At 32.9% G+C, this 20,129-nt stretch carries 21 protein-coding genes; 3 read left to right on the top strand and 18 right to left on the bottom strand.

The window, feature by feature from the left end; genetic code table 11:
• Positions 1 to 352 precede the first annotated feature (352 nt).
• Entirely contained in the window at positions 353 to 532 is a 180-nt protein-coding gene (gene rpmF, locus M1R53_RS03135) for a 50S ribosomal protein L32 (protein ID WP_019214681.1), read from the bottom strand.
• A gap of 116 nt (positions 533 to 648) precedes the next feature.
• A complete protein-coding gene (locus tag M1R53_RS03130) occupies positions 649 to 1,848 on the bottom strand; it encodes an acetate kinase (protein WP_249243043.1) in 1,200 nt (399 codons plus the stop codon).
• Positions 1,849 to 1,942: 94 nt separating this feature from the next.
• Here M1R53_RS03130 and M1R53_RS03125 point away from each other — a divergent pair, with 94 nt between their 5' ends.
• Positions 1,943 to 3,094, top strand: a complete 1,152-nt coding sequence (locus M1R53_RS03125; RefSeq protein WP_249243042.1) for a tRNA(Met) cytidine acetate ligase — start codon at positions 1,943 to 1,945, stop codon at positions 3,092 to 3,094.
• A gap of 81 nt (positions 3,095 to 3,175) precedes the next feature.
• Positions 3,176 to 4,570: a dihydrolipoyl dehydrogenase gene (gene lpdA / locus M1R53_RS03120; RefSeq protein WP_085840309.1), complete on the top strand. Its 1,395-nt coding sequence runs from the start codon at positions 3,176 to 3,178 to the stop codon at positions 4,568 to 4,570.
• Positions 4,571 to 4,629: 59 nt separating this feature from the next.
• Here lpdA and M1R53_RS03115 read toward each other — a convergent pair whose 3' ends face one another.
• Genes M1R53_RS03115 through M1R53_RS03090 form a run of 6 tightly spaced genes read right to left on the bottom strand, consistent with a single transcriptional unit; the run spans position 4,630 to position 10,208 of the window.
• On the bottom strand, positions 4,630 to 5,124 hold the full coding sequence (locus M1R53_RS03115; protein WP_249243041.1) for an ATPase: 495 nt from the start codon (positions 5,122 to 5,124) through the stop codon (positions 4,630 to 4,632).
• A 3-nt stretch (positions 5,125 to 5,127) separates the two neighbouring features.
• A complete protein-coding gene (coaD, locus tag M1R53_RS03110; protein ID WP_019214677.1) occupies positions 5,128 to 5,607 on the bottom strand; it encodes a pantetheine-phosphate adenylyltransferase in 480 nt (159 codons plus the stop codon).
• Positions 5,604 to 6,161 (bottom strand): 16S rRNA (guanine(966)-N(2))-methyltransferase RsmD, encoded by a 558-nt coding sequence (gene rsmD, locus M1R53_RS03105; RefSeq protein WP_249243040.1) that lies wholly within the window; start codon positions 6,159 to 6,161, stop codon positions 5,604 to 5,606. The genes coaD and rsmD overlap by 4 nt, the downstream gene beginning before the upstream one ends.
• 10 nt (positions 6,162 to 6,171) lie before the next feature.
• Positions 6,172 to 8,196 carry an ATP-dependent DNA helicase RecG gene (gene recG, locus M1R53_RS03100; protein ID WP_249243039.1) on the bottom strand — a complete coding sequence of 675 codons (2,025 nt, stop codon included), beginning with the start codon at positions 8,194 to 8,196 and terminating at the stop codon, positions 6,172 to 6,174.
• Complete coding sequence (locus tag M1R53_RS03095) at positions 8,196 to 9,836, bottom strand: DAK2 domain-containing protein (protein WP_249243038.1); 1,641 nt, start codon at positions 9,834 to 9,836, stop codon at positions 8,196 to 8,198. Before M1R53_RS03095 ends, recG begins: the two co-directional genes overlap by 1 nt.
• A 9-nt stretch (positions 9,837 to 9,845) precedes the next feature.
• The gene (locus M1R53_RS03090; RefSeq protein WP_019214673.1) at positions 9,846 to 10,208 is read right to left on the bottom strand and encodes an Asp23/Gls24 family envelope stress response protein; all 363 of its coding nucleotides are present in this window, start codon (positions 10,206 to 10,208) and stop codon (positions 9,846 to 9,848) included.
• 232 nt (positions 10,209 to 10,440) lie between these two features.
• Here M1R53_RS03090 and rpmB point away from each other — a divergent pair, with 232 nt between their 5' ends.
• Positions 10,441 to 10,632: a 50S ribosomal protein L28 gene (gene rpmB / locus M1R53_RS03085; RefSeq protein ID WP_019214672.1), complete on the top strand. Its 192-nt coding sequence runs from the start codon at positions 10,441 to 10,443 to the stop codon at positions 10,630 to 10,632.
• 99 nt (positions 10,633 to 10,731) lie between these two features.
• Here the strand turns inward: rpmB and M1R53_RS03080 are convergent, their stop codons facing one another.
• From M1R53_RS03080 to def, 10 genes are read right to left on the bottom strand one after another with little or no spacing between them, the layout of a single operon-like run.
• Positions 10,732 to 11,376, bottom strand: a complete 645-nt coding sequence (locus tag M1R53_RS03080; protein WP_249243037.1) for a thiamine diphosphokinase — start codon at positions 11,374 to 11,376, stop codon at positions 10,732 to 10,734.
• A complete protein-coding gene (gene rpe, locus M1R53_RS03075) occupies positions 11,366 to 12,016 on the bottom strand; it encodes a ribulose-phosphate 3-epimerase (protein WP_085840313.1) in 651 nt (216 codons plus the stop codon). The genes M1R53_RS03080 and rpe overlap by 11 nt, the downstream gene beginning before the upstream one ends.
• A gap of 1 nt (position 12,017) precedes the next feature.
• A complete protein-coding gene (gene rsgA, locus M1R53_RS03070) occupies positions 12,018 to 12,878 on the bottom strand; it encodes a ribosome small subunit-dependent GTPase A (RefSeq protein WP_249243036.1) in 861 nt (286 codons plus the stop codon).
• Positions 12,878 to 14,908 (bottom strand): Stk1 family PASTA domain-containing Ser/Thr kinase, encoded by a 2,031-nt coding sequence (gene pknB, locus M1R53_RS03065; RefSeq protein ID WP_249243035.1) that lies wholly within the window; start codon positions 14,906 to 14,908, stop codon positions 12,878 to 12,880. Before pknB ends, rsgA begins: the two co-directional genes overlap by 1 nt.
• 10 nt (positions 14,909 to 14,918) lie before the next feature.
• Positions 14,919 to 15,650 (bottom strand): Stp1/IreP family PP2C-type Ser/Thr phosphatase, encoded by a 732-nt coding sequence (locus M1R53_RS03060; RefSeq protein ID WP_249243034.1) that lies wholly within the window; start codon positions 15,648 to 15,650, stop codon positions 14,919 to 14,921.
• Between the two features lie 12 nt (positions 15,651 to 15,662).
• Positions 15,663 to 16,694, bottom strand: a complete 1,032-nt coding sequence (rlmN, locus tag M1R53_RS03055; protein ID WP_019214666.1) for a dual-specificity RNA methyltransferase RlmN — start codon at positions 16,692 to 16,694, stop codon at positions 15,663 to 15,665.
• Position 16,695: 1 nt separating this feature from the next.
• Positions 16,696 to 17,982: a 16S rRNA (cytosine(967)-C(5))-methyltransferase RsmB gene (gene rsmB / locus M1R53_RS03050; RefSeq protein WP_249243033.1), complete on the bottom strand. Its 1,287-nt coding sequence runs from the start codon at positions 17,980 to 17,982 to the stop codon at positions 16,696 to 16,698.
• On the bottom strand, positions 17,975 to 18,688 hold the full coding sequence (locus M1R53_RS03045; protein ID WP_249243032.1) for a zinc metallopeptidase: 714 nt from the start codon (positions 18,686 to 18,688) through the stop codon (positions 17,975 to 17,977). Before M1R53_RS03045 ends, rsmB begins: the two co-directional genes overlap by 8 nt.
• Positions 18,688 to 19,620, bottom strand: coding sequence for a methionyl-tRNA formyltransferase (gene fmt, locus M1R53_RS03040; RefSeq protein WP_249243031.1), 933 nt, complete (start codon positions 19,618 to 19,620; stop codon positions 18,688 to 18,690). The genes M1R53_RS03045 and fmt overlap by 1 nt, the downstream gene beginning before the upstream one ends.
• Positions 19,620 to 20,123: a peptide deformylase gene (def, locus tag M1R53_RS03035; protein ID WP_019214662.1), complete on the bottom strand. Its 504-nt coding sequence runs from the start codon at positions 20,121 to 20,123 to the stop codon at positions 19,620 to 19,622. Before def ends, fmt begins: the two co-directional genes overlap by 1 nt.
• Positions 20,124 to 20,129 lie beyond the last annotated feature (6 nt).

Below are 20,129 nucleotides of genomic sequence, written 5' to 3'. Positions count from 1 at the left end.
ATCCATTGATTTTCCTAAAAATTTCATAAAAAAGTCACCTCCAATCTATAACGGTTTATTTTTTTGATCCTTAGTATCTTTATATCCATTATATACTCCTAGACCAAAAAGTGCAATACAAGCGACAACTGCACATCCTATCAAAAATGATCAACCATCAACTTATATTAAATCTTGCCTTAAATTATAGCATACATCAGTTTAAAAGTCAATTTAATACTTGTGCTTGCGTTAGTATTTATTGAGATAGTCCTAGTTTTTTCATTGTCCCACTTGAAACTGCTCCAAGCTCCTTTGAACCTAGTAGGAACAATAAAAAATAAAAAAACTCAGGAATTAACCTGAGTATTTTTTATTCAACATCTAAAACCTTTTCACCATTGTAATAACCACAGCTCATGCAAACTCTGTGTGGTCTTTTCATTTCATGACATTGAGGACATTCAACGAATGTTGCTTTTCTTAATGTATAAGATGAAGCTCTTCTTTTATTACGTCTTTGTTTTGATGTACGTCCTTTAGGTACTGCCATTAAAAACACCTCCTTAATTTACAGTAAATGTATTTGTTTACTAATTCGCTTTTATAACATTACAATTATACTGTTTTTTTATCTATTTGTCAAGACTTTTTATATTTTATTTTAAATTATTTTGAAATAATTTCTTTTGTGTCTCTTGCTATCATTAATTCTTCATTTGTTGGGCAAATGTAGATCTTAATCTTAGCGCCATCTTTAGCGATGTTAACTTCTTTTGCTCTTGTTCCGTCGTTTTTCTTGTCATCTAGTTCAATTCCTAGGTGTTCTAGTCCGTGAAGAATTTCTCTTCTCATTGTGTCTGAGTTTTCACCAATACCACCTGTCATAACGATTGCATCAAGCTCTGGCATTTGTGCCATGTAAGCGCCAATGTATTTTTTAACTCTATTTGTGAACATATCAAGTGCAAGTCCTGCTTTTTCATTGCCTTTGTCTCTTGCTTCTTCAAGGTCTCTAAAGTCTGAGCTTAACTTAGAAACGCCAAGTACGCCTGATTTTTTATTTAACCATTGGTTAGCTTCGTGTGGAGTAATATTTTCGTTTTCACAAAGGAATGTTACAACTGTTGGGTCAATATCGCCTGATCTTGTTCCCATTACAAGTCCTTCAAGCGGTGTAACACCCATGGATGTATCATAAACTTTACCATTCTTAATGCAAGCTAAACTTGAGCCGTTACCTAAGTGGCAGTTAATTATGTTTAGTTCTGATAAGTCTTTATTAAGTATTTCAGCCATTCTATGTGCTATATATTTATGAGAAGTTCCGTGGAAACCGTATTTTCTAAGTCTGTACTTTTCGTATAGATCGTAGTCAATAGCGTACATGTAGTTCTTAGCTGGCATTGTTTGATGGAAGGCTGTATCCATAACAACAACGTTTGGTTTGCCCTTTACAAGTTCTTCGCAAGCTTCTATACCCATAAGGTTTGCTGGGTTGTGAAGTGGTCCGAAGCAGATGAACTTTTCGATAGTTTTCTTAACGTCTTCAGTTACTAGTGTTGAGTCAGTTATTATGTCTCCACCGTGTAGTACTCTGTGACCAATACCGTCGATTTCATCAAGTGAAGCAACAACTCCATGTTCTTTACTAACAAGTGCATCAAATACGTGTTTCATGGCATCTTTATGGTTTTTCATAGCTTCTTCAACTACAAAGTTTTCTCTTCCTTCAACTTTGTGAGTAAGCTTAGAACCTTCGATACCTATTCTTTCTACTAAACCTTTACAGATTACGCTTTCATCATCCATGTTCATTAATTGATACTTTAATGATGATGATCCGCAATTAATTACTAATATTTTCATTTTTACCTCCCTAAATATTTAACAAATCATATACATATATGATATAATAAAATATAGAAAATTTCAAGTGTTTTTTAAGAAAGAAGGGAAAAAGTTGAAAATAGCTGGAATTATTTGTGAATATAATCCGTTTCACAATGGTCACCTCTATCATATAAATAAGACAAAAGAAGCTCTAGGCATTGATGCTGTCGTTGCTTTAATGAGTGGTAATTTTGTTCAAAGGGGTCTTCCTAGTGCTTTTTCTAAATATGAAAGAGCCAAGATTGCCTGTGAATATGGCTGTGACCTAGTTCTTGAGCTGCCTATTTTCTCTTCGATAGCGCCTGCAGATATATTTGCAAAAAATGCTGTGAATATATTAAATAAATTAAATGTGATAGACTACTTAAGTTTTGGAAGTGAAGATGGCTTAGAAACGCTTGATAAGGCACTTAATTTAATGATAAAAAATAAAAATGCTTTTGATGAAGTACTTAAAAAGCATTTGTCGAGTGGCCTTTCTTTTTCAAGGGCTTATGCTTTAAGCTTTAATGAGCTTACATCTACAGATATTATGAATAAATCAAATAATATTCTCGCTTATAACTATATAAGTGCTCTTAATGAAACAGAGAGCAAAATAAAAGCTTTTGCCCTTCAAAGACATGGCCCAAGCTACAACGATACTCATGATGAGAATGATTTTGCGAGTGCGACTCATATAAGGGACCTGATATATAAAGGTAAGGATGTAAATAATTTTGTACCAGCACTGCCCGATGAAAAAATTATTGATTTAGAAAAATATTTTTCCTATATTAAGTCTATTTTTATAAGAGAAAAGAATTTTAAAATGTATTTTGAATACGATGAAGATACTGTAAACTATATTAAAAAGCACATCTATGAAGCGAAGGGCTATAATGAATTTATGGATATGGTCTCAAGAAAAAACTTTTCAAAAAGCAAGATCAATAGATTCATGCTTGCTATGCTATTAAATATATATAAAGATAATGTTTCAAGGGACAAAGAATATGACTTCATAATTCCTTTATGCGCTAACGATATAGGGAAAAAAGTTTTAAAAGAGATAAAAAAACATAGCGATGTAAATATTATTAGCAAGTACAAAGATCTTGATAATTTGAGTCATGAGAGCAAGCTAGACCTTGAGATATTGATAAACAATGATCAAATTTATTATATGATGAAAGGCATGGATGTAAAAGACGCGTATAAAATAAATTTATTAAGCGTTTAAAATTTTATAAAAATTAGCTAATTATATGATATAATTAAAATGTTAAGAATAATATAATAAATAAAATAAAGGAGGACATAAATGAAATTACTAATTATCGGTGCAGGTCCTGGCGGATACGAAGCCGCTTTCAGAGCTGCTCAACTAGGAAATGATGTAGTTCTTGTTGAAAAGAACTTACTTGGTGGTACTTGCCTAAACATTGGCTGTATACCTACTAAGACTATGGTAAAGATAGCTGATTTTTATAGCGAAGTACAAAATTCGGAAGAATTTGGCGTAAAAGTTGATGGCTATAGCCTTGATACTGAAAAAATTTACCAAAGAAAACAAGATGTCATGAGTAAACTTAGAGACGGAATCGAATATTTAATCTCAACTTATGACAATATCAAGCTTTTAAAGGGTACTGCTTCATTCGTTAGTGAAAATGAAGTAAAAGTAGTTTTAAATGAAGGTGGCGAAGAAAATGTTACATTCGATAAATGTATCATAGCTACTGGATCAAAGGATATCAAGCCACTTGAAGGCTGTGATTTGCCAAAGGTTTTAAACTCGACTACTCTATTAAGCTTAAAAGAAATACCTAAGTCAATGATAGTTATAGGTACAGGCGTTATAGGTCTTGAATTTGCTACTATATATGCAAGTTTTGGTACTGAAGTAACTGTTATTGGTAACAATATGTTCAAGACAGCTGATGTAGAAATACAAAAGAGATTACAATCAATATTAAAGAATCCAAATCTAAAGTTCGCTACAAAGCAACACTCTAAGAAGATTGAACAAGCTGGCGATATGCTTAAGGTAACTACTCAAATGGTTGGCAAAGATACTTTAAAAGAGTATGAAGCTGAATACGTACTAGTTGCACTAGGCAGAGCAAGCAATACTGACGGTCTTAACACTGAAGCAGCTAAAGTTGAAACAAAGGACGGCGGCGTTTTAGTTGATGAAAACTTAAAAACATCAAATGACAATATCTACGCTATCGGCGACGTTATATACAAAAACACTCAACTTGCTCACTTCGCTACAGCTCAAGGCTTCCACGTAGTTGAAAAATTATCTGGAATTGAGCCAAAAACTGATTTATCCATAGTACCAGCTGTTTTATACACAGTTCCAGAACTTGCTCAAGTTGGTAAAACTGAACAAGATCTTGAAAAAGAAGGTATTGAATATGATAAAGCTAAGTCCATGTACCAAGCAAATGGTAAAGCGCTTGCAGTTGGTGGAACTAAAGGCTTTATAAAGATACTATCAACAAAAGACCATAAAAAGATTTTAGGCTGCCACATAATTGGTAAAGACGCTGACCTATTGATTCACTACGCTGTTATAGCTATGGCCAATGGTTTAAGCGTTGAAGATTTATCAAATATGATATATGCTCACCCAACTATTGCCGAAGTATTTAAGGATGCAGTAGAAACACTTGAAGGCAAGTCAACAAACTCACCTATGGCAAAATAATTTTATAAAAAATAAAAAATAAATGCGAAGGTAATTTATGTACTTTCGCATTTATTTTTTTACTTTTCTTCTTTTTCTTTTGCTAATTGATTTTCTTGATTAACGCTAGCAGACATCTTTCTAAGCTCTGTTCTGTTTTCATTTAAAGTAGTAATCATATCTTTTAAATTCTCTTGAGCGTTCATTAGAAGCTTGTCTGAATATTCAAGTGAAGAGCGTTTTAAATTTGTTGAAGCGATTTGTGCTTTGTTCATAAGATCCTTTGCTCTTTCGTTTGCTTCTTTTAAAACTTCTTCCTTGCTTACAAGTTCTTCAAGTTTTAATCTTGTTTCTTTAATAATTTGTTCTGCATCTTTATTTGCTTCGCTAATAATTCTTTCTCTTTCTTCTTTAATCCATGCAGCTTGTTTTATTTCATCTGGAAGTTTTATTCTTAACTCGCTGATTATATCTAGTAATTCTTCTTTTTGAACTAAAACCTTACTTGTTAGAGGTAGAGAACCTGCTGATTCAACAATATCCTCAATCTCATCAATAAGACCTAATACATCCATTTTTTAACCCCTTTCGTATTTGTTTTTCAATTTAATTTCAACATTTTTTGGCACTAGTGCCGATATATCTCCATGATAGTAAGCAATTTCCTTAACTATAGAAGAACTTAAAAAGTTAAACTTGTGTGAAGCAACTAAAAATATAGTCTCTAAATTTTTATTAAGTGACTTGTTCGCCATAGCCATCTGAAGTTCATATTCATAGTCTGAAACGGCTCTAAGTCCTCTGATAACATAGTTTGTCTTCTCTTCTTCACAAAATGAAGTAAGAAGTCCATCAAAAGTTTTTACTTTAATCTTCTTCTCATCTTTAAAAATTTCTTCTATCATCTTTTTTCTTTCATCAATAGTGAATAAGTGTTTTTTCTGTACATTAGTAGTGATACCTATAATCAATTCATCAAAGATGTCCTTAGATCTGTTGATGATGTCAATGTGTCCATTGGTTATAGGATCAAAGCTACCTGGGTAAATTGCTTTCATTTAACACCTCTAATAAAAAATATTTTCTTATCGCCAATCATTCTTATATCAATATCAAAATCATCTGTGCTAATTATTTCTTCTAAATCATAGTCTTTATTCTCTTCAATGATTATAGTGCCACCTTCATCAATTAAATCATGTGAGATAATCAGCTTAAGTACTTCATTTAGTAGCTCATGCTTTTTATATGGTGGATCTAAGAAGATATAATCGAATTTTTTCTCCTTAAGAGGCCCTTTTAAGGCTCTTATGGCATCCATCTTCATGACATTTATCTCGTCATCAAGCTTTAAGCTTTCTAAATTTTTATTTATCACGCTTATGGCCTCGTGCGATGAATCTACTAAATATACTTCCTTCGCACCTCTTGAGTAAAACTCAATGCCAATCTGTCCTGTGCCACCAAAAAGATCCAAGACTTTTGCGTTTATCGTTATTGGCGATATGATATTAAATATTGTTTCTTTTATATTATCCAAAGTCGGTCTCGTATTAAGGCCCTTTGGCGCAATTAATTTTCTTGATTTGAATTTGCCTGATATAACTCTCATCTCTTGCCTCTTAATTTAAGATGATATCTTGTTTACTGTCATAAAAAACTGAATCCATATTATTTAACAAAGCGTCATATCTGTCTTTTTCGTATTCAATGTCGCCTCTTAATATTGATAAAACCTCTTTGTTAATATCATTAATCATCTCGGTATCTTTATCAAAATCAAAAAATTTAAAATCTATGGCTCCGTGCTGCTTTGTTCCAAAGAAGTCTCCTGGTCCTCTTAGTATCAAGTCTTTTTTCGATATTTCAAAGCCGTCGCCAGTCTCTTGCATCAATTTTAATCTTTCGTAGCTAATGTCATTTAGCTTATCATAAACAAGGACGCAATACGCTTGATCAGAGCTTCTTCCTACTCTTCCTCTTAACTGATGAAGTGTAGATAGGCCAAATCTTTCTGCGTTTAATATGACCATAAGATTAGCATTGGCAACGTTTACACCGACTTCTATAACAGTAGTTGAAACAAGTATTTGAACTTTGTTCTCTTCATAAGCAGACATTATTTTGTTCTTCTCTTCGTTTGAAGTTTTTCCATGAAGCAGAGCAACATTATAGTTCCTAAAGTGCTCCTTTAGCTCTAAGTATACATCATTTGCGTTTGATAAGTCAAGCGACTCGCTCTCTTCGATTAGAGGTGTAACAACATAGACCTGCTTTGAATTTTTTAATTCTTTTTCTATAAAATTAAAAATTCTTTCCTTATAAGAATAAGGCACAGCGTATGTCTCTACCTTTTTTCTTCCTGGCGGCATGGTCTTGATAGTTGATATATCAAGGTCGCCATAGAAAATTAAGGACATAGTCCTTGGTATAGGTGTTGCGCTCATTACAAGGGTGTCTGCGTATACCGATTTATTAGTTAGATTAGCCCTTTGCTTTACACCAAATCTGTGCTGCTCGTCAGTTATGACTAGGCCAAGATTTTTAAAATTTACTTTATCTTGAATTATTGAGTGAGTTCCGACAACTATGTCAATCTCTCCGCTATCTAATCCATCATAAATCTCGTTTTTTTCTTTATTTGATATAGATGATGATAGCAGTGCTACTTTTATATCTTTATCTTTAAAAATATCTTTAAGGCTCTCGTAGTGCTGCTTAGCTAAGATTTCAGTCGGAGCCATCATAGCTGCTTGATAACCATTGAGATATGCCTTGTACATGGCATATACAGCGACTATGGTCTTACCGCTACCAACGTCTCCTTGAACGAGTCTGTTCATCCTCTTATCAGCTTGCATATCAGCATTGATCTCATCTATAACAGTTTTTTGATCAGGTGTTAACTCAAAGCCAAGACCTTTAATAAAGTTATCTTCTTCATCAAAGTGCTTGAATTTTACAAAATTTTCATCCTGTACTTCTTTTCTTAAGATTTTAAAACCATATTCAACGGTAAATATTTCTCTAAAAGCTAAAGTTCTTCTTGCCTTCTCCAAAGTCTCGTGAGATGTTGGAAAATGAAGTTCTTTTAGCGCTTCATCTATGCCGTATAGATTATAATCACGTATTAAAATCTCTGGAATTATCTCTTTTACTAAGCCTTTTGTATTAAGTAATTCACTTACTATTGAGACTAGCTTTGAATTGTATAGACCCTTTACAAGATTGTATATTGGACCAATATAGCCAAGTCTGTCTGTGTTTAAGCTGTTGTAAAACTCAGGATTAGAAAAACTATAACCAAATTTATTTTTATTTAATTTGCCAAAGAAGTAAAATGTTTTGCCTGGCTTAAATATGTTTCTGTAAAAATTCATGCCGAAGAAAAAGACTTTTGCGTTATTCTTCTCATCACAAACATCAAACATCATCATATTTCTCTGTCTCATTATAGGCGAAGATATGATTTTAACTTTAAACAAAGACGCATCAGATAAACTCTCATCAGATATATATCTAAGGTTCTTCCTGTCCTCATATCTTCTGGGTCTATTTAAAAGTGCATCTTCAGCTGTATATAAACCGAGTCTGTTTAAATACTCTTCAGTTTTGCTTCCTACTCCCTTGACTTCTTTTAGCTTCATTATTCCAATGAAATTATATAATAGTATAAAGCTTGTTTAGACTCAATAGCTTCAAAATCTATATCAGGATATTTTTCTTCAAGTTCTTCGATTAATTCCTCTGCTTGAGATTTTTCAGCATCTTCGCCTAGATATAAAGTTACTAAAGATGTATCTTCATCGATAAGTTCATCAAGCATAGCCATAGTAGTTTCATTTAAATTAGCTGAGCTTGCAAGTATCTTAGATGAGCTAATTGCAAGGTAATTACCCTTCTTTATCTCTTTACCATCAATAGTAGTATCTCTTACAGCAAAAGTAACTTCACCAGTTTTTACTTCGCTTATAGCTTCCTTCATGCTCTCAAGAATTTCATCTGCGCTCATTTCTTCATCGAAAGTAATCATAGCGCTGATGGCTTCTGGCATGTTTCTTGTTTCAACAACATGGATATTCTTATCGCTTAGATCAATAGTTTGCTTAGCTGCCATGATGATGTTTTTGTTATTAGGGAATATGAATATATCGTCTGCGTTGATATTGTCAATAGCTTCCATGAAATCTTCTGTTGAAGGGTTCATAGTTTGGCCGCCAGTGACAACTTCATCAACCTTTAAGTCCTTAAATATCTTAGTAAAGCCATCACCTGAACTTACAGCTATGAAGCCATATTTTTTGTGTTCTTTTGCTTTTTCTTCTTTATTGCTGTTTTTATACTCTTCTTCGCTAAATAATATCTCATGGTGTTGAAGACGCATGTTATCAATCTTGATATCTTTTAGATAACCAAGTTTTAAAGCCTCTTCGATAACTTGTCCTGGATTGTTTGAGTGTATATGGCACTTGATTATATCATCTAGAGCAACGACAACCATTGAGTCGCCTATCTTTGATATAGTTTCCTTAAACTCATCAACCTTACTAGTATCACCAGTTATGATAAATTCAGTGCAATAACCATATTTAATATTATCTGTAGAAATTTCTTTTCTATTAGCTGTTTGTTTAGTCTTATTTATATCTTGAACTGTAATTTCTAATTTTTCAGTTCTAGCACCTTTAATTGCACCTTTAACTATAAAGTAAAGACCCTTACCACCAGCGTCAACTACACCAGCTTCTTTTAATACGCTAAGTAATTCTGGTGTTCTGTTAAGTGATTCTTCCAAAGCTATAAGTGCATCATCAGCAAATTTAGAAAGTTCTGTATAATTTCTATAATTCTTTAATCCAAAACCTGCTAAATCTTTTGAAACTGTCAGTATAGTGCCTTCTGTAGGTCTCATAACAGCCTTATAAGCAACTTCACTTGCTTTAACAAAGGCTTCCATAAGTCCTTCGATGTCAATGTATTCCTTATCTTCTATAGCTTCTTTAAAACCTCTAAGAAGCTGAGATAAAATTACACCAGAGTTTCCTCTCGCTCCAAGAAGAGCTCCCTTGCTTAAAGCGTTTGCTATTTCTTTTATAGTTTTATTTTCTTCTTTAACTGCATTTGTAACTGCTGACTTCATTGTTAGAAGCATGTTTGTACCCGTATCTCCATCTGGAACAGGAAATACATTTAAAGCGTCAACTATCTCTTTATTTTCGCCAAGAGAATTAAGTGCTCCAATCAATGCTTTCTTTAAAACAATTGCGTCAATTCTATTAGTACTCACATTTACCTCCTACTTTTTGTCATTCATTCTTAGTCCTTGGACAAAAACATTGACATTTTTAACAGACATAGCTGTTTGCTTTTCAACATTGTATTTAACTTTTTCAATAATGTTGTCACAAACAACTGAAATTTTTACTCCAAACTCTAATACAACGTATAAAGATATATCAACGTGTTGTCCGTCTGTACTTACCTTTACGCCCTTAGATAAATTTTCCATATTAAGTAAATTGTAAAAACCGTCTTTTGCATCAATTGCACTCATACCTACTATACCATAGCTTTCCATGGCAGATAGTCCTGCTATCTTAGCGATAACATTGTCGGCAATATTAATAGTTCCTAAATCATTAGTATATTGACAAGGCATAAATCTCCCTCCATTCAATTAATAAATTTATTTTCTCATTTAGTTTTAATTATTTGTGTCCATAATTAATTATATTATATCATTAAATAGCTTTTTTTTAAAGATATATATGCAAATTTTATGTTTTTTTGACATTTTATTTAAATTTTTTTTGTTTTTTATAAAAAAAGCTTGATTTTTGTAATGAACTTTGCTATAATTAAGTAGTTAAAGCTTGAGAGGAGGTAAGAAAATGGGAAAAGTTTGCGATATATGTGGTAAAGGTAAAATTGCCGGTAATAAAGTATCTCACTCTTTAAGACACTCAAGAAGAACTTGGAAGCCAAACTTAAGAAGAGTTAGAGCAAACGTTAACGGAACTGTAAAAAGAATAAATGTTTGTACTAGATGCCTTAGATCAGGCAAGGTGCAAAGAGCCGAATAAAAATTGCAGACTTACTGCAATTTTTTTTGCTCAATACATAAAATACCGATGCATATCAAATTTATGCATCGGTATTTTATATTTGTGTTTTTTATTTAATTATATGAACAATGTTATGAATAAAAATGCTCTGTTCTTATGTGCTGTGATTAATGCGTGATCGCCCATCGCCTTGTTGCTCATAAGTAATGAACTAGATCTTGAAACAGTTTCGTGATCAAGCTCCCACTTAGCTGATTTTATTGATACAGTAAATTCTTCATCAACTGGTACCATTGAGAATGATGTAACATCGATTCTGTTTACAACTTTAATCTCATCGCCTTCGTTAAGTACTTTTACTGCTTGGTCGCCACCATAAACAGTTATATTTAAATCTTTACTATAAGCTAAAACATTATTTAATACTGTCATTGTATGGTCTTCTCTTCCGCCCATAGCACAGTAAATATCAACAGTTTTTATCTTGCACTTTTCTTTAACATATTCTAAGGCAAGTTCAAAATCAGTCTTATCCTTATCCTCATTGTAATCTACATGTGTTATATTACTTGTTTCTATATATCCTTTTGCATCATCATTAACGCTATCATAATCACCTATGAATAAATCTGCATCCATATCATATTTAACTAAATGATTCAAACCTCCGTCAACAGCTATAACAAAGGCATAATCTCTTATGCTTCCTGTTAAAAAACAATCAATTGGTCCATTTAATACTATCGCTACTTTATTTATCATCTCTTAATCCTCCTATATTCTTTTCTATTTCTGAATTTTTAAATGCTGCTGAGCCAGCAACAAATAAATCTACTCCTAAATCTTCTAATTCTTTAATATTATCCTTGTTGACTCCTCCGTCGACCTCTAATATGATGTCTCTTTCGCTCTCATCAATCATCTTTCTCACTCTTTTAATCTTTTCATTAACACTTTCTATGTATGATTGACCTCCAAAACCTGGATTAACTGACATAATCAGTATTAAATCAAGGTCATCCATGATATATTTAAGTGTTTCTTCACTTGTCGATGGATTTAGCGAAACGCCCGCCTTCATGCCAAGTCTTCTGATTTCAGCAAGCGTTCTTTGTAAGTGTATAGTCGCCTCTTGATGCACTGTTAATATGTCTGCTCCGGCATTTTTAAAATCTTCCAAATATCTTTCAGGTTTTTCAATCATTAAGTGGCAGTCAAGAATAAAATCTGTATTTTTTCTTACTGATTTAATGATTGGCAGACCAAAAGATATGTTTGGAACGAAGTTTCCATCCATAACATCAAGATGCAAATACTTAATGCCTGATTTTTTAAGTCTTTCTAAATCATCTTGCAAATTATAAAAGTTTGCCGACAATAATGATGGTGCTATCTCTCTCAAGTCAATACCTCCTCTTTGCTTTTATTTCTTCATACATTAGTAGATAATCTTTATACCTAATGTGAGAAATATTTTCTTCTTCTAATTGTTTTTTTATCTCACAATCTGGTTCATTGATATGTGCACACGATGCAAACCTGCATTTGTTCTTATACTTATTAAACTCTCTTATATAATTTTTTAACTCATCTTCCTCTTGCAAAAAGTCAAGTTCAAGTGATGTAAAACCTGGCGTATCTATGATGCTTGTCGCTTCATCGATCGAATATAACTGCACAGACCTTGTTGTTTGCTTACCCTTATTTAGTTTCATTGATATCTCTTGTGTTTTAATCAGCTTATTTTTATTGAGATAATTCATGATTGATGATTTGCCAACACCTGATGGTCCCGATAAAACAGAAGTTTGTCCTTTTATTTCCTCTAATACCTTATGGATGGATTTATCATCATATATGCTTGTTTCAAAAACATCGTAGCCAATATTTTTATACATATTATATATAAGCTCATCAATTTTGATATCTTTTTTGTTTATTATAATTATAGGCCTGATGTGATTATACTCAGCCATGACTAAAAATTTATCAAGCAAGAGTAAATTTATACTCGGTGTTGATATAGTCATGACTATTAGTAAATTATCAACGTTTGCTACGATTGGCCTTATAAGCTCATTTTTTCTCTCTTCAATGCTTTCTATTAAATAAGAGCCATCTTTTTCTACAAAGTTTGCAATATCGCCTACAAGTGGCTTCATTTTAAGTTTTTTAAAGCTTCCTAACTGCTTTGCCTCATAGACATTTTCCTCACTTTCGATAAAGAAAACGCCAGAGATAGATTTAATTATCTTACCCTTCATTATTTAGCTTGTTTTGTTGTTATATAAGTGTCGTTCTTATAAATATCGAAGGTATCTCCTTCTTTTGCATTATACTTAAATCTCACTTGACCGTCTTCTCTTTTAACCATTTGATCATAGACAGTTTCTTTAACTCCATTAGAGTTTTTAATTATAGTGAAGTGTGTTTGATCAAGGTCTGGATCGGCTTGAAGAACTATGTCTATAACAATTACTGCATTTTCTTTTGGCTTTTTATCTTCTTCTTTTGTTTTTTCATTTGTATCATTGTTTTCTGTATTTTCTTCTTCTGCTGGCTTTTCTATTCTGCCTTTAGATACTACAAGCGAAATAACTTCATCTTTTTGTACAGTTGAGCCTGATGTTACTGATTGCTCTGTAACAATGTCTTTATCATAATCTTCGCTGTCTTTGCTTGTTATTTTATATTTTAATCCTAAATCTGTTATTTCTTTTATAACTTCATCTTTATTTCTGCCTACAAAGTCAGGAACTTCGATGGCATTAGAATCACCTTTGCTAACAACAACCTTTATCAAGCTATTCTTATCGGCTACAGAGCCTTCGCTTGGCTCTTGTCTAATTATAGTGCCTTCTTCATGCTCGCTGTCTTCTTCATAGCTTGGTTCTGCTAATTTTAAACCATATTTATAAAGAATGCTTTCTGCATCAAGGATTGTTTCTCCAACTACATTTGGTACTTCAACACTATCTTCTGATTCGGATATAGTTAATGATACCTTAAAGTCTTTTTTAACTTTAAAATCCGCTTCTGGATCTTGCTTTGTAACAATATTTGCCTTGCCATCAGTTTTTTCTTTGGCAACAACTTCATAAGTAAGTCCAAGTTTTTCAAGTTTTGATTTAGCTGTATCTAAATCGTCGCCCACAACATTTGGTACTGCTACTTCATCTGAGCCGCCTCCGCTTAAAGCACCCTTTAAGTAATTATATCCAAAGAATAGTCCAGCAACTAATATTAGAGCTGTTATTATTCCTAAGAAAACGCCTACTAAGCCATTTTCTTTTTTTCTTCTGCGGCGATTTCTGTTTGATTGTCTCATTTCAGAAATATTTTCCTCCCTATTTCTTTTAATCTTTTCATTTTTTTCTTCTCTAATTATATCTTCTTGTTTTAAAACGACTGTTTCGTCATTCCAGTTATCATTTTGCTTGTTATAATTAAAAGTGCCTTCATCATCTAAGTATAAAAAGTCCGATAAGATGTCGTCAACGCTTTGATATCTTTCACTTTGTTTTTTTCTTGTACACTTAAGTATTATTTGTTCAAGATTTTTATTCATATTTGGAATATACTCGGACGGCGGAATTATATCATCTTGTATTTGTTTCATCGCTACTGAGATCGGATTGTCCCCATCATAAGGCTTCTTTCCCGTTAGCATCTCATATAAAACTATACCAAATGAATATATATCAGTTTTATTATCAGTATAGCCGCCTCTAGCTTGCTCAGGCGATATATAATGAACTGAGCCAAGAACATCTGATGTTGTTGTAACCGTTGTTGATGTTGATGCCCTCGCTATACCAAAATCAGTTACTTTAACTGTGCCTTGCTTAGTAATCATAATATTATGTGGTTTTATATCTCTATGAACAACATTATGGTCATGAGCATCCTTTAAGGCTCTAAGTATTTGTATTGAGTAATCAATTGCATCATCTTCAGAAAGTTTTCCCTTGCTATCGATTATATCCTTTAATGTAGTTCCGTCTATATATTCCATAACTATATAATAAATACTTTCTTCATCAATTTTATCTGTGCCTACATCGTAGATGCCAACTATGTTTTGACTCGATAATGATGCAGCTGCCTTTGATTCTCTATTAAACTTCTTTATAAATTCTTCGTCGCTTGCATATTCAGGTCTTAAAATTTTTATAGCAACATATCTATCTAAAACTCTACATCTGGCTTTGTAAACAGTTGCCATGCCTCCATCGCCAATTTTTTCTAGTATTTCATATCGATCTGATAAAAGTTTTCCTATCATCTTATCCATTTTTTCACCCCTAAGCTTTTATAGTTATTATAGTAACATTATCTCTTCCGCCCATAAGTATAGCTCTATCCTTTAGTTCTTCAGCTACCTTTTGCATTGAGATATTTTTATTCTTCTCTACTATTGCAAGTATCGAGTTATCTTCAACCTCTTTGTTTAGTCCGTCTGTACATAGAAGCACTATGTCATCACTTCTGTGAATAAACTTGTAAGTGTCGATGACAACAGTCTTCTCTGTTCCCAAAGCTCTGGTTAAAGCGTTTTTGTTATCTATATTTTTAACATTAAAAATCTTGCTTCCTGCCCTTTTTATTAGCTCGTTACCAAAGGTATGATCCTCTGTTAGCTGAGCTATCTCATGCTCTCTTATAAGGTAGGCTCTTGAGTCGCCTACATGAGCTATAAGGCAAGTGTTTTTGTAATAGGCGCAGACCAAAATTGTCGTGCCCATGCCCTCACACTCTTTATTAAACTTTGAATATTTGTAAATGGAATTGTTTGCGCTTACAATGCTAGTTCTTATAGCGTCTTCAACATCGTCTATACAAACCGCATCATTTTTATTCTTTAAAACATCGGCAATGGTATCGACCGCCATCTTGCTAGCTAATTCGCCTGCCTTGTGTCCACCAACTCCATCTGCAATTACAAAGAATGGGAATGGATAATCATCGTAGATAAAAAAGTTATCTTCATTATTGCTTCTAGTTTTGCCTTTATCTGATACATAACCAAGATTCACATAGACCACCTCCTATTGTTCAAGATAATTATTTCTAAGCTGTCCACACGAAGCGTTTATATCCGCTCCTAACTCGCGCCTAATAGTTACGTTAAAGCCAAAATCTTCTAAATATTTTTTAAATTTATTAATATTTTCAGAAGTGCTTGGCTCTTCGTCGTACTCTTTAATCTTATTAAGCGGAATTAAATTGATGTGTGACTTAATATCTTTTAATAAATTTTTTATATCTAAAGCAGATTGATAAGAGTCATTAAGTCCATCGATTAAAACGTATTCAAAGGATATCCTTTTATTGATTTTTGCCTGATACTCTTTAAGAGCTGGGATAAGCTCATCAAAAGGATACTTCCTTGTAATCGGCATAATCTTTTTTCTCTCTTCTTCGTCTGCATTATGTAATGATATCGTTAGTGTTATTGGATAATCGTATTCGGCTAATTTTAAAATCTTATCGGCAAGACCACACGTTGATATAGTTATATTTCTCTTCGATAAATTCTTACCCTCTTTAGCACTAATTAGTTCAATAAATCTTATAAGTTCGTCAAAATTATCAAGTGCTTCGCCGCTACCCATTAATACAATGTTTGATACATTTATATCATTTAGTCTTTCTATCTCGTATATCTCGTCAAGCATTTCTGATGCATAAAGGTTTCTTATTAAACCTTTCTTTGTTGAAGCACAAAAAGCGCATCCCATCTTGCAGCCAACCTGTGTTGATATGCAGACTGTGTAGCCATATTTGTACTTCATCAAAACGCTTTCAATCACATTCTCGTCATGAAGTTCAAAAAGATATTTCTTTGTTTCGTCAAGTTTTGATTTTAGTTCTAAAACTTTTTTTACTCCATATATCTCAGAGCTATTATTTATTTTATCTTTTAAATCTTGTGAGAATGTAGTGAGTTTATCTAGATTTTTTATCTTTTGCTTATGAATAGCTTCAAATAACTGCTTTGCTCTAAATTTTTTCTCGCCAAGATCTAAAAAATATGTCTCAAGCTCTGAAATATACATATTATTAATAATGTTATTCAAATTATTCCTTCCTTAGATATGAAATGAAAAAGCCATCGTTAATCTTTTCTGTTGGCATGTGTTTAATAAATTTTTCCAAATTAAAATCATTGTTTTCTTCAAGAAACTTTTTTACCATAATTTCGTTCTCTAGCTTAAGTATACTGCAAGTACTGTATACAAGTAGCCCGCCTGTTTTAACATAGTCCTTGGAAATATTTAATATTTTCCACTGCTTATCGTTAAGTTCTTTTAGCTCTTTTAAATCGATTTGATATTTTATCTCAGGCTTTCTAGATATTATACCACTTCCTGAGCACGGTACATCTAACAATACTTTATCAAATTTATTAATAAATTCTTTATTTAATTTCATGGCATCATTGATCTGAAAATTAATATTATCAAGTCCAAGTCTATTGGCTTCGTTCTTTAGTAGATTTATCTTGTGCTCATATATATCACAGCTTGTGATTGAGCCCATTTCAAGTTTCTCTGCCATGTGCATGGATTTTCCTCCAGGTGCTGCGCATAAATCAAGCACCTTATCACCCTTATCAAGCTTTATATAATCTTGAAGACTGGAGCTCGTCGCGTCTTGAAAAGAAACATATCCTTGCTTAAATAAACTTTTTACAACATCGCTCACTTTATCATAAATGATGAGACTATCAACAGATATATCGCTTTCTTCATACTTAATATTAAATTTATCAAGAACTGCTTTGATGCTATCCTTAGTAGTCTTCTTTGTGTTTACTCTAAAATTAAGAAGCCTTTCATCCATGGACCTCTTTAAAAAATTATTTACAGTTTCTTTATCATAATCACTCTTTAAAAGCTCCAAAAATTCTTCATTAATTGAATATTTTACAGCTAATCTTTCATCTTCATCATCAATATTAACTTTCATCAAATCATCTTTATTTCTTAAAAAATTTCTAAGATTAGCGTTAACAAATCCAGAAAGCCTTTTATTAACAATCTTAGCAAGCTTTACTGCCTCATTGACTGCGGCGCTCTCAGGCACTTTATCCATGTATATGATTTGATATAAAGCCATTTCTAAAATAATGACTATGTCTATATCCATCTTACTTAGTTTTGTCGACGATAGCTTTGAGATAATGTAATCAAGATAGTTTTTTCTCTCAACAACGCCATAAACAAGCTTTGTTACGAAGGATTTAGATACTTCGCTGTCAATCTTATTTAGCTCAGTTCTTAGGCTTATGTTTGAGTATGCTCCGCTTGCAAAAATATCTTTTAATATCAAAAAGCTTCTGTATCTATCGTTAATCTTAGTCATCTCTTCTCCTCATTGAAAGTAGTCTTAGTAGTTCACTTAGCGCCGCAAAAGCTGATGCAACGTATGTTAGAGCCGCTGCCCTTAAAACTTTTTTAGAACCATATATGGTCTCATCGTTTACTCCCGGCATTGATCTTATCTCGTTTAAAGCTCTTCTTGATGCATTAAACTCAACTGGTAGTGTCACTAGTGTGAATAAAACTATGACTGCATATAAAATTATACCTATATCAAATAATCTAGTAAAATCAAAAAATAATCCTGCTAGTATCAAATACATTGCTAAGCTGCTTGAAATTCTTACAGCCGGTGCCATGAAGCTTCTTAAATTTAGCATTGGATAGCTCTCTTTATCTTGAATTGCATGTCCGACTTCATGAGCTGCAACTGCAATTGAAGCGATGGATGTACCAGCAGATATATCTCTTGACAAAGAAAGACTTTTATCTCTCGGATCATAAAAATCACTCAAAGTGCCCGGAACTTCCTTTATATTTACATTTCTAAGTCCATGCTTATCAAGTATCGCTCTAGCAATCTCTGAACCGCTTCTACCAAGTGAGCTAATTCTGCCTAAGTACTCTCTATATACTGCCTGTATCTTATATTGAGCGAATAAGCTTAGTAGCATAGCTGGAATTATATATATAAAATATGAGCTTATATAATTATGATATCTTCCAGTAAGCATTAAAAAATTTATCATTATCTATCTCCTAACCTTTCACCTATCTCAATCTTATTTCCTCTTATATAATCAGAAACCTTCATTCTCTTTTTATTTGGCATTTGTACTTCACTTATGATGATGGCATCGTCCTTGCACTTAATCAAAATACCATCTTCATTAACATTTAGTATAGTACCTACCTTTTTATCACTAGTATCTTTAACTATGGCTGCCGTGAATATCTTCATATTCTCACCCTTATAAGTAGTGAAGGCAACTGGCCATGGCTGCATAGCCCTAATTATATGCTCAGTTTTTGAAGCACTTTCACTAAAATCGATAAAAGCGTCCTCTTTTTTAATCATTCTAACATAAGAGCTCTTTGAATCATCTTGTGGAGTGCCTTCATCAAGCGTGTCAAGACCAGCTAAATACTCTACTATCATCTCAGCGCCTAAATTAGATAGCTTCATAGTAAGTGTATCTGCTGTATCATCATCTGCTATAGCTATCTCTCTTGTCATCAGCATGTTTCCTGTATCAAGGCCCTTTGACATCTTCATAAGAGTGATGCCTGTTACTTTGTCTTCGTTAATGATGGCTGCTTGAACAGGAGCCGCTCCTCTATATTTTGGCAAGAGTGATGCGTGTATATTTATTGCATGATACTTCTTCATATAAAGTATTTCTTCTTTTATTATTTGACCGTAAGAAGCAACAACGATGACATCAGCATCAGTATTTTTAATTTTTTCTACAGATTCATGGCTATTGACGTCCTCTGGCTGAAAAACTTCTATATCATTCTCAAGAGCATAAGTTTTTAGCTCTGAGTAAGTGATTTGCATCTTTCTACCGCGTCTTCTGTCTGGCTGAGTTATTAGCAAGGTGATTTCAAAGCCATGATCTTTTAAAGCCTTTAAGGGAGCTAAGCTAAATAATGGCGTTCCCATGTAGATGAGTTTCATTATTTAGCCTCTGCCATCTTATGTTCTTTATCTAATTTTGCCTTAAGCTCGTCATTTGTAAACATTTCTTTTGCTTTGTCTGTATATAAAATACCCTTCAAATGATCTGTCTCGTGGCATATAACTCTTGTTAAGAAGCCTTCAGTCTCAAGCTCATGTTCTTTTCCTTCAAGGTCTTGGTACTTAAGCTTAAGCTTTTCTGGTCTTTCAACCACACCAGAGTAGCCTGGAACTGATAGACAGCCCTCGTAATCATCGCAGCTACCAGCTGTTTCGATTATATCTGGATTTACAAAGACCATCGGTCCTTCGCCTATGTCTATGACTATCATTTGCTTAAGTATACCTACTTGTACTGCAGCAAGACCAACGCCTTCTGCATGATTCATTGTCTCTATCATATCATCTGCTAATTCTTTAAGTTTATCATCAAAAACCTTAACTAGTTTTGATTGTTTTCTAAGTATTTCATCTTGATCGTGTCTAATATTTCTAAGTGCCATCTTTAC

This window comes from Fenollaria massiliensis, assembly GCF_023347705.1.
Lineage (GTDB): Bacteria > Bacillota > Clostridia > Tissierellales > Peptoniphilaceae > Fenollaria > Fenollaria massiliensis.
The sequence above is the reverse complement of the archived record's forward strand: the minus strand, read 5'-3'. Positions and strand labels throughout refer to the sequence as shown.

Coding starts and splice junctions, on each gene's coding strand:
- rpmF (WP_019214681.1), bottom strand. CDS start 532: ATGGCAGTACCTAAAGGACGTACATCAAAACAAAGACGTAATAAAAGA.
- M1R53_RS03130 (WP_249243043.1), bottom strand. CDS start 1,848: ATGAAAATATTAGTAATTAATTGCGGATCATCATCATTAAAGTATCAA.
- lpdA (WP_085840309.1), top strand. CDS start 3,176: ATGAAATTACTAATTATCGGTGCAGGTCCTGGCGGATACGAAGCCGCT.
- M1R53_RS03115 (WP_249243041.1), bottom strand. CDS start 5,124: ATGGATGTATTAGGTCTTATTGATGAGATTGAGGATATTGTTGAATCA.
- coaD (WP_019214677.1), bottom strand. CDS start 5,607: ATGAAAGCAATTTACCCAGGTAGCTTTGATCCTATAACCAATGGACAC.
- rsmD (WP_249243040.1), bottom strand. CDS start 6,161: ATGAGAGTTATATCAGGCAAATTCAAATCAAGAAAATTAATTGCGCCA.
- recG (WP_249243039.1), bottom strand. CDS start 8,196: ATGAAGCTAAAAGAAGTCAAGGGAGTAGGAAGCAAAACTGAAGAGTAT.
- M1R53_RS03090 (WP_019214673.1), bottom strand. CDS start 10,208: ATGCCTTGTCAATATACTAATGATTTAGGAACTATTAATATTGCCGAC.
- rpmB (WP_019214672.1), top strand. CDS start 10,441: ATGGGAAAAGTTTGCGATATATGTGGTAAAGGTAAAATTGCCGGTAAT.
- M1R53_RS03080 (WP_249243037.1), bottom strand. CDS start 11,376: ATGATAAATAAAGTAGCGATAGTATTAAATGGACCAATTGATTGTTTT.
- rsgA (WP_249243036.1), bottom strand. CDS start 12,878: ATGAAGGGTAAGATAATTAAATCTATCTCTGGCGTTTTCTTTATCGAA.
- pknB (WP_249243035.1), bottom strand. CDS start 14,908: ATGGATAAGATGATAGGAAAACTTTTATCAGATCGATATGAAATACTA.
- rsmB (WP_249243033.1), bottom strand. CDS start 17,982: ATGACTAAGATTAACGATAGATACAGAAGCTTTTTGATATTAAAAGAT.
- M1R53_RS03045 (WP_249243032.1), bottom strand. CDS start 18,688: ATGATAAATTTTTTAATGCTTACTGGAAGATATCATAATTATATAAGC.
- fmt (WP_249243031.1), bottom strand. CDS start 19,620: ATGAAACTCATCTACATGGGAACGCCATTATTTAGCTTAGCTCCCTTA.
- def (WP_019214662.1), bottom strand. CDS start 20,123: ATGGCACTTAGAAATATTAGACACGATCAAGATGAAATACTTAGAAAA.